This window comes from Pseudovibrio sp. M1P-2-3 (assembly GCF_031501865.1).
Lineage (GTDB): Bacteria > Pseudomonadota > Alphaproteobacteria > Rhizobiales > Stappiaceae > Pseudovibrio > Pseudovibrio corallicola.
The window spans coordinates 474978-489251 of the sequence record NZ_JARRCW010000001.1; the positions used below are offsets into that span (position 1 = coordinate 474978).

The 14274-nt window shown below is 50.7% G+C and carries 12 protein-coding genes; 5 read left to right on the forward strand and 7 right to left on the reverse strand.

Translation table 11 applies throughout. The features are described from left to right. Window position 1: 1 nt before the first annotated feature. Both fosX and P6574_RS02305 read right to left on the reverse strand, forming a co-directional pair. The gene (fosX, locus tag P6574_RS02300) at window positions 2-406 is read right to left on the reverse strand and encodes a FosX/FosE/FosI family fosfomycin resistance hydrolase (protein WP_310618778.1); all 405 of its coding nucleotides are present in this window, start codon (window positions 404-406) and stop codon (window positions 2-4) included. Between the two features lie 67 nt (window positions 407-473). Beyond that, complete coding sequence (locus P6574_RS02305; protein WP_310618779.1) at window positions 474-920, reverse strand: DUF4345 family protein; 447 nt, start codon at window positions 918-920, stop codon at window positions 474-476. Window positions 921-1187: 267 nt separating this feature from the next. Here P6574_RS02305 and P6574_RS02310 point away from each other — a divergent pair, with 267 nt between their 5' ends. Further along, window positions 1188-2144 carry an MBL fold metallo-hydrolase gene (locus tag P6574_RS02310; RefSeq protein ID WP_310618780.1) on the forward strand — a complete coding sequence of 319 codons (957 nt, stop codon included), beginning with the start codon at window positions 1188-1190 and terminating at the stop codon, window positions 2142-2144. 359 nt (window positions 2145-2503) lie between these two features. Continuing rightward, window positions 2504-4405 (forward strand): glycosyltransferase, encoded by a 1902-nt coding sequence (locus P6574_RS02315; RefSeq protein ID WP_310618781.1) that lies wholly within the window; start codon window positions 2504-2506, stop codon window positions 4403-4405. Between the two features lie 52 nt (window positions 4406-4457). Here the strand turns inward: P6574_RS02315 and P6574_RS02320 are convergent, their stop codons facing one another. The 3 genes from P6574_RS02320 to P6574_RS02330 form a co-directional block, all read right to left on the reverse strand. After that, complete coding sequence (locus tag P6574_RS02320; protein ID WP_310618782.1) at window positions 4458-6020, reverse strand: CYTH and CHAD domain-containing protein; 1563 nt, start codon at window positions 6018-6020, stop codon at window positions 4458-4460. Between the two features lie 140 nt (window positions 6021-6160). Then, window positions 6161-8377 carry a heavy metal translocating P-type ATPase gene (locus tag P6574_RS02325; RefSeq protein ID WP_310618783.1) on the reverse strand — a complete coding sequence of 739 codons (2217 nt, stop codon included), beginning with the start codon at window positions 8375-8377 and terminating at the stop codon, window positions 6161-6163. 403 nt (window positions 8378-8780) lie between these two features. Then, the gene (locus P6574_RS02330; RefSeq protein WP_310618784.1) at window positions 8781-10493 is read right to left on the reverse strand and encodes an adenylate/guanylate cyclase domain-containing protein; all 1713 of its coding nucleotides are present in this window, start codon (window positions 10491-10493) and stop codon (window positions 8781-8783) included. A 166-nt stretch (window positions 10494-10659) separates the two neighbouring features. Between P6574_RS02330 and P6574_RS02335 the strand changes: the two genes are divergently transcribed. Continuing rightward, window positions 10660-11031, forward strand: a complete 372-nt coding sequence (locus P6574_RS02335; protein WP_310618785.1) for an ArsC family reductase — start codon at window positions 10660-10662, stop codon at window positions 11029-11031. A gap of 3 nt (window positions 11032-11034) precedes the next feature. On the opposite strand, the gene P6574_RS02340 is transcribed toward P6574_RS02335, so the two are convergent. Next, a complete protein-coding gene (locus tag P6574_RS02340) occupies window positions 11035-11838 on the reverse strand; it encodes a creatininase family protein (RefSeq protein WP_310618786.1) in 804 nt (267 codons plus the stop codon). A 246-nt stretch (window positions 11839-12084) separates the two neighbouring features. Here P6574_RS02340 and P6574_RS02345 point away from each other — a divergent pair, with 246 nt between their 5' ends. Together P6574_RS02345 and P6574_RS02350 are read left to right on the forward strand one after the other, a co-directional pair. Next, a complete protein-coding gene (locus tag P6574_RS02345; protein WP_405048070.1) occupies window positions 12085-12891 on the forward strand; it encodes an ABC transporter ATP-binding protein in 807 nt (268 codons plus the stop codon). A 103-nt stretch (window positions 12892-12994) separates the two neighbouring features. Beyond that, the gene (locus P6574_RS02350) at window positions 12995-13501 is read left to right on the forward strand and encodes a MarR family winged helix-turn-helix transcriptional regulator (protein ID WP_310618787.1); all 507 of its coding nucleotides are present in this window, start codon (window positions 12995-12997) and stop codon (window positions 13499-13501) included. Between the two features lie 53 nt (window positions 13502-13554). Here P6574_RS02350 and P6574_RS02355 read toward each other — a convergent pair whose 3' ends face one another. After that, window positions 13555-14106 (reverse strand): DinB family protein, encoded by a 552-nt coding sequence (locus P6574_RS02355; protein ID WP_310618788.1) that lies wholly within the window; start codon window positions 14104-14106, stop codon window positions 13555-13557. Between the last annotated feature and the right edge of the window lie 168 nt (window positions 14107-14274).

The following is a 14274-nucleotide window of genomic DNA, read 5'->3' on the forward strand; positions in this document are numbered from 1 at the left end:
ATTACTTTTTCGCGTATGATTTTAAACGCTGGTCAAGTGTGCCTGTGTGCAGCTCAAATAAGTGATTGTCATCATCATAGAAGTAAAGAGAGCGGCCTTCTCCATCAACGCGCGGTCTGTCAGGTAGCAGTTCTACTCCAATGCGCTCAAGCCGTTGGCGGTAGCCATCCAATGTGTCATCGCTGACTTTAAAAGCCACATGGTTGTAGCTGCGTGATGGCAGGGCCTCGCCCTCCATCGTGGCGATCCACAGACTGCCCACCATGAAAAAGCGTTCCTTGGACTTTGAGAAGGTCTTCTCGCCGCTCTCATAAACCTGCTCAGCGCCCAATCCTTCAACGAGGATTTCAGCCATCCGGTCCAGATCGGCGACGATAAAAGTAATGTGGCTCAAGCCTTCAATCATTTCATTTTCCAAACTACCAAAGGGGGGGGAGATCTATGGGCTGCCCTTTCAAAGGAAGGGAGCTTGTTTAAGCCAGCTTCTTTGTATTTCCAGCAGGAGCGCCCTGTTCCTCTTGCCGCCAACTGGCAAACAGAAGCAATAGGGGAACACCGCCAATAAATTCTATCGTAATTGGGATGTATTCGTGAGGAATAGGTCCATACTCTAAAAATCCATAGAGGCGGGCAAAGCCACCCAGCACCACAACAAGAAGGCCCAGTAGGATAAAGTCTGGTTTCTTGCGGGGCAGCACGGCACCAACCGCAAGCGACACCCCGACAATGAACCAGCATACCGCGAGAAAACGCAGGTCATTGTCCAGTCCGGCAATCGACTCGTAAGGTACATATCCAAGTTCATAGTCTTCAAGTGCACCGTTTACACCGCCCAAAAACTGGCGAAGGCCAGTCAACATTGCAATTATGGCGAAAAAGCCTGCTCCCACCCGCAAAATCGTTAGTTTCAAGTTTTTCATGTTTGCCCTCATCAACGGCCCTCAGCGCGGCCTTCGGGAATAGTTGTGGGCGTAGCTTGATGAAATCAACTCAACAAATTTTGAACGAAATTGATCGTCTCAGGCTCTCTACAGCGTTTGGGTAGGTTCCTGGTTCCCCGTATCCGGAAGCTCCAGAGCCGACTATTTAACCTTAAAATAATTTTATGCGAATCGGTATAGAAATAGCAAAGCCGAAACACAACATAAAAGGTACACCCAGCAAAACGTGGTTATAGGAGATTGGCTATGTCTACCCACAAAAAGAACACGGAAGTAACCGGAAATGGTTTATCTGCTTTTCGTCGCAGTGCCCGCCGCTTGAGCCGCCAAGTTCGGTCCCTCGCATATAGCCGCGCCATCCCCACAAATTACTTCAGCCAGTATGACGGCATCGGCCCGAAACTCTATCAAGTTAACGGATTGGTTTATGCATATGAACATAAGTTTGCCCGTTCAATGATCTTGCGCTCACCCGAGGGCATTGCGGTGTTCGATTGTTTTAGCCTGATCCATGCAAAGGGCATGAAACAGGCTCTTGCAAAGACGTTTCCTGATGAGAAGGTCCGGTGGCTTGTTTATTCACACAATCATCTGGATCATATTCGCGGCTCGGAGCTCTTTGAGGGAGCAGAGGTTATTGGTCATCGGGACATCAACATGCTGGTGGCAGACTGGCCCAAGCTGGGTGCAAACATATCCAAGGTGACGCAGCCGATTGAAGGAGATACCCGCCTGTCACTAGGGGGCGTGGAAATTGATGCACTTTATATGCCTTGGTCCCACTCTCAAACCCTCTATGCGTTTCATGTACTGCAAGATGATGTGGTCTTTGCGCCTGACATGATGTTTGTGAATCTCGTCCCTCCCTTTGATTTTCCTGACTTTTATTCACCGGGTTACATTCGTGCGCTTAACCGTCTGGTGGACCTGAATGCTCAGTTCTACATCCCCAGCCATGGTGTGAGGGGAGACCTGAGTGACCTCAAGGCGTTTCGGGATATGACCGTAGAGTTTGAGCAGGTCATCCAACAGGAAATATTGCACTGGGGAGTCGAGCGGATGGATGATACCAAAATCATGCGAAAAACCCTTAAAAGCTCCTACGAGAAATTGCAGCCCAAGTATGGAAGAGTGCATGGCTTTGAGGCTTTCTTCGTTGCTAAATTTGGCCGACATTACGGTGGGGCTTTCCTTGGCTATTAATCTGTCCTCAGGCTTTAATAGGGAAGAAAATAGGAAGTGCTTCTGAAGAAGATGCCACTGCTGCGGCTCCGAACGTTTGGAGCTGCAGCGGCACTTATTGGAGACCAAAAGGTTCAGTACCGCGCAAATTGAAGAGGTGCGCGGGGCATGAATTAGGGGCTAAAGTATAGGGGCCTGATCCTGAAGTAATTTTTGCCTGAGGTTTCAAGCGAAAGCATAAGACGCATTGGAATGCTGTTGGTTTTGGCAAATTGATTTTTTTATTACGGCGTATCGCGAAAAGTGGGCATCGGTTTTCGGATTGAGATACGCGAAAAAGTAACACCTCACTGATGTAAACGGTTTTGGGCACTCACAGTATGGACAGATTAGCTGGAAGCAAGGGCCTAGAGGGAGCTCCCTCCGGTCTAGTGGCTACAACTATAGCTCAGAGGCTGGTTTTTCCAGATGACCACATCAATGGTGAGGCGGATCTTTATTACCATTTCTCCCAAAATTCGCGGACAGGCTTTAAAGGCAATTTCTACTTTGTAGCTTCTGGTGGCTCGATACACTTCAACAGTTATTTCAACTCGTTTCCCTTGTATGCCTTTGATCTGGATACTCGCCATTTGTTGTCGTTGAGCCTTCAAGGAACAGGCGATTGCACTGTCTTTGTCTATAGGGCCGATTTGAACAAAACTGCGGTGCTTATCCAAAGGGCCCGCGTATCACTGCAGGAAGGGCACAGCCAGCCTGTTCCACTAGAGCTTGACGACTTTGATAACTGCTTGATTTACTTTTCAGTAGTCGCTGAAACAGATGTAAAGCTAATCCAAGCTGACTATGTGGTTTTGGGGCCACCTTGCAATGATGTGTCCCTGACTGCGGTTATAACCACGTTCAAACAAGATGAGGCAGTTCAGTCCACCGGACACCGGCTTCAAGATTACATGCTCAAGAACAAAGATCTTCGAAACGACTTTAACCTTTTGGTGGTGGATAATGGCGGCGCTACTGATGCGGTTTCGTTCGATCAAAGCCATGTCATAAAGAACAGGAACTTTGGCGGGGCGGGCGGGTTTATGCGCGGGCTGTTGGAGGCAAAAGAAAACAAGATGTCCTCCCATATTCTGTTTATGGATGATGATGCCGTTTTCCATCCGGAGAATATTCGCCGTACCCTTTCCGTCCTGCGCTATTCAAAAAGGCCTAACCTTGCCATTAGCGGGGCCATGATTACGGCGCAGAAAAAGTGGAGGATGTGGGAGAACGGAGCAATCTTCCACCGTCGCTGTCAGCCGATGCATTGCGGAAAAGACCTACGCAAATTTGAGGATGTAGTAAGGAGCGCTCTTGATACCCCAAAAGCCTCGGAAAACAGGTATGGCGGATGGTGGTACTTCTGTTTCCCAATTGATCAAGTGGAAAGCTGGACCTTCCCGTTCTTTGTTCGGGGGGATGACATCTACTTCTCCCTTGCAAATAACTTCGAGATTATAGGGGTAAGCGGTGTTGCCTCTCATCAGGAAACTTTCTCAATCAAGAAATCTCCTTTGATTGTGTATTTGGATATGCGCTACCACCTCATCAATCATTCTGTTTTCAAGAGACTTGGCACTGGCCGTTTTGGCAAAGTTTCTATGATGTGGAGCTACTTCAATAGGTACAATGCATCCTATCACTATGAAAGTGCTGCCGCCGTCAACATTGCAATGGAAGATGTGCTCTCGGGCCCAAAGTTTTGGGAAAACAATCTGGATATGGTTAGAAAGCGCCAGCAATTTGCCAACCTGACTAAGAACGAAAAAGTTAAAGAAAACTTCTCCTGCGACCTTGAGAAAACCGTCCCCAACGGGGTCTGGAATTATAGCTTTTTTCTGTGGGCCTTCCTCCGGTTTTTAACGCTTAACGGCCACCTCCTGCCAAAATTTGTCCTCCATAAAAAAGGCAGGAGAATGCCGTTGGATCGTCGGGCAAATATTTTTGAGAGTTTCCTGCGCCCCTACGTGGTAACAATCGATGCGCAAACTTTTTCAGGATACAAAGTAGAAAAATCCCTTCGGAAATACATGGCCAATCTCCTTCGGTTTGCGAGAAATGCCACGGCCTTTTTGCTCAAAAATCGGCAGGTAAATGCCGACTATAGAGCCTTCGCAAAAGAGGTGAGTACTGAAGAATTCTGGAAAGATCATTTACTCGAAAAAGCAGAGGACCAAGGCAGTTTATCTTCGAAAAGTGGATGCCGTTTTTCAGATAATGACATGCGCACAATGAGTTAGGCGGTGACGCGTTTTCGCTAAACCATAAATTTCTTGAGGGGGCGGCGCCGTCTTATTTCATTTTCCAAAATTTGGGAAGCGTTTGAAGGTGCTCCCAGTCTTCCACCAGTTCCCGCAGTTTGTCAGAGGTTTGGGCTTTGTGCCAGTCGGCAATAAACCGATGCGCCATAAGCACTTCTGACTCAGGGAGGATATGGGAGGAGTTTTGCAAAAGGAATCTCTCGCACACAGTACTATAGGCCGCAAGCTGGTAGGAGGCTTGCACTTTGGACAGGGTTTTGATGAACGGCTCTGTACTTTCCGGTGGGAACAGGGAACCAAAGATATCCAGAGCCGAAATGAAGCGCTTGAGGTTCCTATCAAATCCGTTTTCAAGAACCGGAGCGCGTTTTGTAATTCCTTTGATGCCCCGCAGACAGGCTTTCCATCGTTTGCGCATTGTTTCTCTGGCAAACTCTTCCAAAGGCATCTTTGTGATTGGCCCCTCTTGGAATGCGCGGTGCTCTTTCCACTGTTTGACTTCGATAAAACTGCCAAGGTCAAACAAAAAACCGTTGGTCTGTTTGCGGCGAAGCTCCATGCGTAAATCCCGTTGAGAGGAACACAAAGCCTCGCAGGCGTGGGACAGGATAAGTTCTAAGCTCTCTGGCAGAGGACTTGCGGTTTCCAACGACGCTACCGTGTCACTTGCCACCGTTTCCCGTTTTCGCAGCTCAAGTACTCTGCCGATCAAGTGGCGGGCTATGCTTGCCAGTGGTTTCACCTGATCCTTGTCCAGCATATCCTTATAGATTACGAATGTTGCTGAAAGTAGGTTTAGTGCCTGATGAAGTTGCTGTGTTCCACAGTGGTGGTCACCATCGATCACCTGACCGCGCGCATGGACAATGCGTTCCATGCAGGCGCGCAAGATGAGCTGGAACGCTTCGCTGTTCTTCATATCCTTGGTCAAGGACAACCGGCCAACTTCCTTGGACGAAGTTGGCGGGAGAGTAGGCTGGTTTCGTGCTAGCCGGTAGCCCAAATCGGCTTTGCTGCGCATGGAAAAGGTAAAGCTTTGCGACCCGATGATGTGTTTGGCAAGGGAGTACAGGGCGCGAGGCGAGCCTTGTGTGAGCTCCAGTTCCACCTCGCTTATAGGGGCCTGTTTCTTGCCGGCACGGGCTTCGCCAATGTCAAAGGAAACCTCGATCTCGTCCCCCTCGTTAGTGGAGAAGACTTTGATTGCGCGGTAAATCTCCGTTTCAAACACGGGGCCAACGCGTTTTTGGTCGATAAGGCCCATCAGCTTTTTGGAAAGGGTGTTGGGAGGGATCAGGCTTGCATCGGGGAGCGGCCCGTTGGCGTCACTCTCATATTCCATGGTGCTGGAGAGGCCCGCATTCAAAGTGCGGCCCGCTTTCACTGTCTGGATCCAGTTCGGTCCGATCTGGCGTACGCGTAGCGTTGTCTTGGCGCTGCGAAAGTCGTGGTTTTCACTGTCAAAGTAAACGGAACGTAGTTTTTTCAGCGTAGCCGAGGCCACAGCATAGCCTTTCGGTCCACTTTGATCTCGCAACCGTTTCAAAGTGCCGGCGTTAACCATCAATTTCAGTTCGATTTCTCTTTTAGACAAGTGCTCCCCCCATGAAAGACGGAGGCTACCAAATGTGCCCAAGTGAAGGCTCTACGGATTCTATAAAATTGTAAAGACGAGAGTGTATTTTCGATAGAATTGACGGGTGCCTGAAGTCGGTTCAAGCACCTGTCAACTTGCTATTTCACCTTCCAGCCCCGCAACAAGGCGGCATTGGTAACAACAGAGACTGAACTCATTGCCATGGCAGTACCTGCAATAATAGGGGAGAGCAACCCAAGCGCTGCAAGTGGAATTCCGACAATATTGTAGATGAAGGCCCAGAACAGGTTCTGGCGTATCTTTTTAAGTGTGGCTTTGGAAACATCAAGCGCGGATGCGATCATTTGCGGGTCCGAACGCATGAGGGTGATGCCAGCAGCCTCCATTGCAACATCTGCGCCCGAGCCCATGGCAATACCAAGGTCGGCCGCAGCTAGGGCCGGAGCATCATTGATCCCGTCGCCAACCATGGCAACGGTGGCGCCTTCTTTTTGCAGTTTCCGGATTACGGCATTTTTGCCCTCTGGCTGTATGCGGGCATAAACTTCGTCAACGCCCACTTGCTGGGCGATTGTCTGAGCCACCCGTTCCGCGTCTCCAGTGAGCATAACCGTGCGAATACCGCGGTTTTTCAGGTCCTGAATTGCTTCTTTTGCGTTCTCCCTAGGCTGGTCTGCAAAGCCCAGAACGCCTACGGCACGGTCATCAAGGGCAACGGTTACAGCCGTCTGGCCCGCTGCCTCATAGGTCTTAATCAAGCCCTTGGCCATCATGCTGGAAACGCCAAGTTCATTCATAAGGGCTTCATTGCCAATGGAAACCCGCTGACCCGCCAGCTCCGCAATCAATCCCTTTCCGGGGATCGCCTGCACATCATGGGCTTTGCCAAGGCGGATGTTGTTTGCTTTGGCAGCCTCAATAACGGCGTGGGCGAGCGGGTGCTCGCTGCTTTGCTGCAAGGTGGCGGCAATAAACAAAAGGCGGTCTTCTTTTTTGTCGAACGCCTGCAGGCTTGCCAACTGGGGTTTGCCAGCGGTCAAGGTGCCGGTCTTATCCAGAACAACCGTATCCACCTTGTGCGCCCGCTCCAGAGCTTCAATATCTTTGATCAAAATTCCCGCTCGCGCGGCAGCCCCTGTTCCTGCCACCAAAGCCGTCGGGGTTGCAAGGCCCAAGGCACACGGACAGGCAATAACCAGAACCGACACCGCAGCGCCAAAGGCCGCATCAACATTTCCGCCCAGTAAAAGCCATAGGGTCAGAGTCAAGGCAGCAATACCAAGGATCACCGGAACAAAAATCGCGGCGACTTTGTCAACAAGGCGCTGGACCGGAGCCTTTGAGACTTGTGCCCCTTCCACCAGCCGGATGATCTGAGCCAGACGTGTCGCTTCGCCCAGAGCTGTTGTCTTCACATGCAAAACACCGGACCCATTCAAGGTTCCTCCTGTAACAGATGCCTCGATAGCTTTGGGAACGGGCAGGCTTTCACCGGTGAGCATGGATTCGTCCACCTCACTTTGCCCGTCCACCACAATCCCGTCGGCTGGAATGCTCTCTCCGGGTTTTACCAGAATAAGATCGCCAAGGCGCAATGTGTTAATGGGAACCTCAACAATCTCATCACCGATAATGCGGGTCGCAGTCTCAGGCCGAAGAGAGGCAAGGGCGCGTACGGCAGCCGTCGTGGAGCGCTTGGCCCTGTGCTCCAGATATTTGCCAAAAAGAACAAGTGTTAAAATAATGGCGGAGGCTTCGAAGTAGAGGTGAACGCTGCCATCAGCCTCAGCGGCGAATATGCGGTAAACGCTGTATCCGTAAGCGGCAGAGGTGCCAAGGGCAACCAGTGTATCCATGTTGGCGGTGCCATGGCGTAGCGCTGCGAAAGCGCCCTTGTAGAATCTTGCGCCCACAATAAGTTGCACGGGCGTTGCAAGAAACAATTGCAGTCCGGCTGGTAAACTCCAGTTCAGCCCAAAAGGCGTGGCAATGAAGTGCGAAATAAGCGGCAGGCTGAACAGCGCGGAAAACACGAGGAGATAAAACGTGTGTTTTTCATCCCGTCTGTCGGCCCGTTCGCTCTGCTCCCGCGCGAATCGGGCAGCCTGTACATCCGTTTCGTGTTCGCTGGCTGTGTAGCCGGTGGTTTCCACCGCCTCTATCAGCTCGCGGGCACTGATCTGATCTTGTGCCCTCACTTCCGCGGTTTCCAGTGCAAGGTTGACGCGTGCCTGCTCAACCCCTTGAATATTTTGAAGAGATTTTTCTACGCGAGAGGCACAACCAGCACAGCTCATACCGGAAATATCCAGTTTGAATGTCGTTTGTGCGGTTGTTGCACTGAAAGCTGTCATTCCTAGTTTCCTGAGCAGAGTGAATACAAAACCACTATAATTTAAAAAGTTTACTGGCCACTTTAAGCGGGCAAGGTCAACCGAAGCTGACAAAAAGCGACATATGCCCGTGAAATTCCATATAGAAAATTGTGCGAATGACGAAGAGTAGGGGGGGGGCCTCAGCTCTTCCTATCAGAAGTACTGAGGCCGGGGTGGGCATGGGTGGATGGGGGGATACCACATGCCAAGTGTCAGGAGCATGCAGCAGTGAACATTGCAGTTTTGGACACACAGCATTTTATTGGGTGTATCACTGCCGCCCGTTTCCAGAGTAAATCCTTCATCTCCCGACAGAGTTGCTTCTAGCAGTGATACTCGTATAAATTATGGCGTAAAATATGCGTAATTGTCGCAAAATGTATCAACCTGCAGCTTTCGTATTGGGAAGCTTGGTGGTAACCACTTGAACTAATTGACTAACATTATTGATGAGTGTGGCTTTAAGAGGTTTCGCCCGTCCACGGATATCCACTTCCACTTGTTCACCGAAGTCTTTTGCATCCATTCCAGCGACTGCAAATGTCTTGTTGGACACCATGGCAAGAACACCATATTGCTTTGTTAGGGTTTCCAGCCTGCTGGCCACATTTACAGTGTCTCCCAGCGCAGTGAGGCCGGATTCCAGATCATTTCCGGTGCTAAGCCCAATGCGGCCCAGAATTACCTGACCGGCATGTAGACCAATGCCGATACGCAAGGGGGTATCCAGCTGTTTTTCAAGATCGGCGTTAATGCGCTCCAGCTCGCTCGCCGCGCTTGAAATGGTCTTGATAGCACCTTGGAAGCCGTTTTGTCCTTTTTCCTCAATCCCGAAGATCGCCATAATGCCGTCGCCCATGATTTTGTCGATCAAGCCACCGTTTTCGATAATGACGCGGCTCATGCCTTTTACATAGCGGTTCAGCAGAAAAACCACGTCGTAGGGGAACCGGTTTTCGGAAATCTTGGTGAAATCTCGAAGATCTATAAACATGATCGCCGCACGCTTTTCCACGCCCCATTCATAGGCATCCATGCCCACTTTGGAGGGGGTGGGCATGTCCTTGCTTCGAAGCAGGGGGTAAACGGAGATATTGGCACTGGGCCTGAGCTGGCAAGCAAGGCGCACGCCCTCTGTTGCACGAATACGTTGGAGAACCAGCTCTTCCGCATCATTGGGGCTGTGTAGAGGCTCATCCGATTTCAAAACCAGTGTCCGGCAAGTTGAGCAGCGCGCCTTGCCGCCGCAAACGGACATCATGGGAATATGACCCTCCCGGCTGATTTCAAGCAGGGTCGGGCCAGGGGCAACCCGAACCTTGGCCCCGCCGGGGTAGGTGACAACAATACGCTTTTGCAGACGGGAGATAATGTTTCGTGACACAACAATCAGGGCAATGATAGCCAGCACAAGGAAAAGCGCCTGCCGGGACCAGAAAATGTAGGTCTTCAGAACATCCACTTCTCCGGGTTTGAAGTTGGTAGCTTGTGCACCTGTAAGAACAAGTGTGCGGGCAGCCTGTGTCCAGCCAGTTGTCGCCAAGATGGGAATGGCAATGGCCACTAGAAAAAGGTAGGGGCTGATTTTGCCATACCAGCTGTGGTGGCGCAGCCACAGATGAATGCCAAGGCAACCATGCACCCATACCACTAGCATGAGGGCGCTTTGCTGCCAGAAGGAGGCGGGCCAGAGGGCGGAAAGCACATGGGGGTAATCGACCTCAGTGCCAAAACTCATGCTGGCGCCGCGGGTCATCAGGATATGGGCAAACAGGAAATAAGGAATAATCAGCCCGAGTACCAGCTGGGTCGCCTCCCATAATGGCAAACGGAAACTACGCCTTTGCAGCACCTTCCAAAGAGAAAATACAACGTGGATGATCAAGGAGGCATAAAGCACCATAAAGCCTAGATAGGACTGCCAGATAAATGCACGAACCGCCTGCCCTTGCTGCATCAGGTCAATGGAGAAGTTCCCAAACGCATGGTTGATAAAGTGCATGGTCGCAAACACGAAAAGGACAAGGCCGGAATAAAGCCTCAATTTTTGCAGTAAATTGGTGTGACCAGATGTAGTGTGGCGTTTCTTGCTCATGGTACAGGCCGTCGACGACTTTTGAGGGTAGATTCGGGCAAAATTCCTCTCACTACCTTTGAACTTGTGGAGGCAAGTGTATCACCCTGTTCTTTCGCTGGCTTTCACACTTATAAGAAAGATCGAATAATTTTCTATCAAATCTAACTGGATACTGAAACGGGAGATGAGAGCTGTGTTGACACTCTACGGCATTAAAAATTGTGACACTGTAAAAAAGGCACGTAAATTTTTAGAGGCCGCTGGCATTGACTATGCGTTTCACGATTACAAGAAAGATGGTGTGGATACGGTGGTTCTGAAAGAATTCATGGATGAGTTTGGCTCGGACGTGATCTTGAACAAACGTGGCACCACATGGCGCAAGCAGCTAGATGAAGTAAAAGAGGCTGTGGTGGACAAGGAAAGCGCGATTGCCCTTATGGTGAGCGAGCCTTCATTGATCAAGCGTCCACTGGTTCAGGCCAGCGCCAAGCGCTTTGTGGGCTTTGACGCTGGAGGCTGGGAAATTGCCTTGGAAATGGGCGAGCTTAAATAGCCTTCAAAGTTTCCCGAGCCGGTTCACGTCAAAAGCGTGCACATCGGTCAGTAACTTGATGAACTCCTTGGCGGCAAATTCCAGCGAAGCCCGACCTTTTTCGGGTGTAGCTGCCTTTGCATTGCCCATGGCCCCTTTCGGGTTCAGGTCCTCGGACATCCAGCCGTACTGGTGGCGTCCATGGGCGCGAAGGTAGCTGTATTGCTCGATCGCCTGAAGCTGTGTTGATTTGAAATCCTCGGCCAGATCCATTCTCACAAGGTCTGGCCGAAGGGCCTGCATGATGGAGGTTTCCACATCGCCGCCGTGGATGCCGTAAAGGGATTCCTCTTTCGGGTAAACGCCCTCCGGCTGCCCATAGCGCAGCCAGCTGCTGCCAACGGCCAACATGTTGTGGCGCACACGCAAGTCTCTCGTCACCACCTCCATAAGCGGATTGTTGCCCCCGTGCGAGCTTACCAGCACAAACTTGCGAATGCCCGCCCTGTGTACAGCATCCCCAATCTGCCGCCATGTGTCCATGGCCGTTTCGCATGAATAGGTCAGCGTGCCAGCATAGGAAATGTGCTCATCAGATGCGCCAATGGCCTGAACGGGCAAAAACGTGACAGGAAGATCCTCTGGCATATGCTTGATAGTTTCAGCCAGCTGCCCTTCCGCAATGCAGGTGTCCGTAAATACGGGCAGGTGCGGCCCATGCTGCTCAATGGCCGCAATGGGGAGAACGGCAATCCAGTCTCCGGTGTTTCCGCCTCCAAAATCTTCTGTTGTCATTTCGTGCCAGTGGCGACGCGGCAAACTGCCCATTTTGAAAGTCCTGCTGAATGAAACTGGCTGGAGTGTAGCCTTTCTCGAGGGGTTCTCCAAAAAATATCTCGGGTTTCACAAAGACTTCTACAATTAACGTTGCCCGAATTACTGAAGTTTCCGGTTTTCCTTTTTGAGGTACATCTTTTTTAAGGATGTGAGGGTGCATGGAGGAGATGTTGCTGCTATCACTCCTCAGCCGTTTTTTTTAACAGGCAGTTCGATGAGATCCGGGGAGCAAGCACTTTGAACTTACATAGCGTGGATTTAGGGCAGCAGACCGCCTTTTCCATGGCAGATATTTCCAAGCGGTTCGACAATGATGTGGTGGCCGTGGACGGGTTTTCGCTGCATGTGAAAAAAGGTGATTTCGTTTCCCTTCTCGGGCCTTCCGGTTGCGGAAAGTCAACAGTTTTGCGCATGTTGGCCGGACTGTCTTCACCAAGCAGCGGGCAAATCAACTGGCCTGCATCGTCCTGTCAAACCTTGGGGCACGCAAAAGCTGCCAGCGAGCATGCATTGTCTTTTGTTTTTCAGTCTCCCACTTTGATGCCGTGGGCAAGTGTTTTCGACAATGTTTATTTCCCCCTCAAAATCTCTAGGGTATCTAAAGCCCTCGCGAAGGATAGGGTTATGGATGCCTTGGAACTGGTGGGGCTGGAGGATGTGGCCAAAAGCCTCCCCTCGCAGCTTTCCGGCGGCATGCAGATGCGCGTTTCCATTGCCCGCGCTCTTGTCACAAATCCTCAAGTCCTGCTTATGGATGAGCCGTTTGCGGCTCTGGACGAGATCACCCGCAACAAACTCAATGATGATCTGCTCGGCCTTTGGCAAAAGTTTGGCTGGACGATTTTGTTTGTCACCCACTCGGTTTATGAAAGTGTCTACCTTTCCAACCGCTTGGTGGTTATGGGACGAAAGCCGGGGCGTATTTTTGAAGATTTTGCCGTTGATGTCCCGTATCCTAGAGGCAAGGATTTCAGAACCAGCGCGGACTACGGCGTTTATTGCAAACGGGCGCTGGGCGCCATCGAGCAAGCCCTTACCAACTAACAAACTAAAGGTACTGTCACATTAGTTTTACAGAGTACGGATAAATAGAAAGATATTCGCCTGTCCTTAGGTGCCTAAATTTTATTTATCGGGAAATTTCAGCATGTCTTTCAATTTTCAAAAGTCGTTGACCCTGCGCTTGGCTCAGGCCGCCAAAGCACACCGCACCCGCTCAGGGGCGCTTCTTGCAAAGGTCGGTCTACACGCGGGGCAGGAAACACTTTTAAAGCTCTTGAGCGAAAATGACGGTTATACCATGAGCAGGCTTGCCGAGGATTTGGGGGTTCAGCCGCCAACGGTCACCAAAATGATCAGCCGGTTGTCTGTTCAAGGGTTTGTGGAGCGTCGTTACTGTACGACGGATGGGCGTTTGACCAAAGTCTACCTCACGGCGCAAGGTGTTCAGTGTATCGAGACCATCGACAAAATCTGGATGCGCCTTGAAGAGGAGGCGTTTGCCGGTCTGGAAGCAAAAGACAAGCGAGATTTGGAACGCATACTCAATAGGCTGGAACAGAACCTGTTGTCTGGCGGAGCGGTGCCCACACCGCCAGAGAGTTATTCTGCAACCAAACCTTTAGACTCACTAGAGCATGAACTGGCAGGTTGACCCTTGCGTACCTTTGCAACAGTTCGCCTGTAGGTCGAAGGTCAAGCTTTTGCCTAGGCTTTCGCGTCGGTTTCAATATTATCGAGCAAATATAACAGGTCTGTCGTCCCCACATCTTTGCCAAACTGGGAGAAAAGGGTGGTTACCTGCCCGCGGTGATGGGTTTGGTGGTTGAAAAAGTGCGCCAGAAAATCTCCAAGCCGCATGGCAAAAGGGATGCCTTTGGAGTTCACGATCGGAAGAACCGTGGTCAAATGGTCCTCCCTAAGCTCCATGGAAAAATCTAGAATGATTTGGTCCAGCTCCTCCCTGCGTTTTTCCAGACCCGCCAAATCGGAATAGAGCTGTGCGTCCAACCCCTCGGGGAAAGGGACGGAGTGCATAGAAGAGAGACTGTCAAAGTTTGCCGGGTGATTTGCAAAGCGTTTCAGCCAAAAAATATCCCCTACAATGAGATGGTTTAAAGTGCCCAGAATGGACTTGAAGAACGCACCGCGATCCTCAACCAGTTGCGCGTGCGTCAGCTCATGGGCGCTTGCGTGGATTTTTTGATTCATCCAAATGTTATACTCGGCCATTTTTCGAGCATATGCGGTTGATATCATTGTATATCTCCTTATCCCAAAACGGGAGGTTAAAAGGTCTGAAGAAGCCTTGTATACACAAAGGTGGTAATTCCACGTGAGTTAAACTCTTGCTATACTCTTTATGCTCAGGAAAACTCTGGACACTCCGGTTTGGAAATGTCACAGGGAAGAGATGGTGCTGATGAT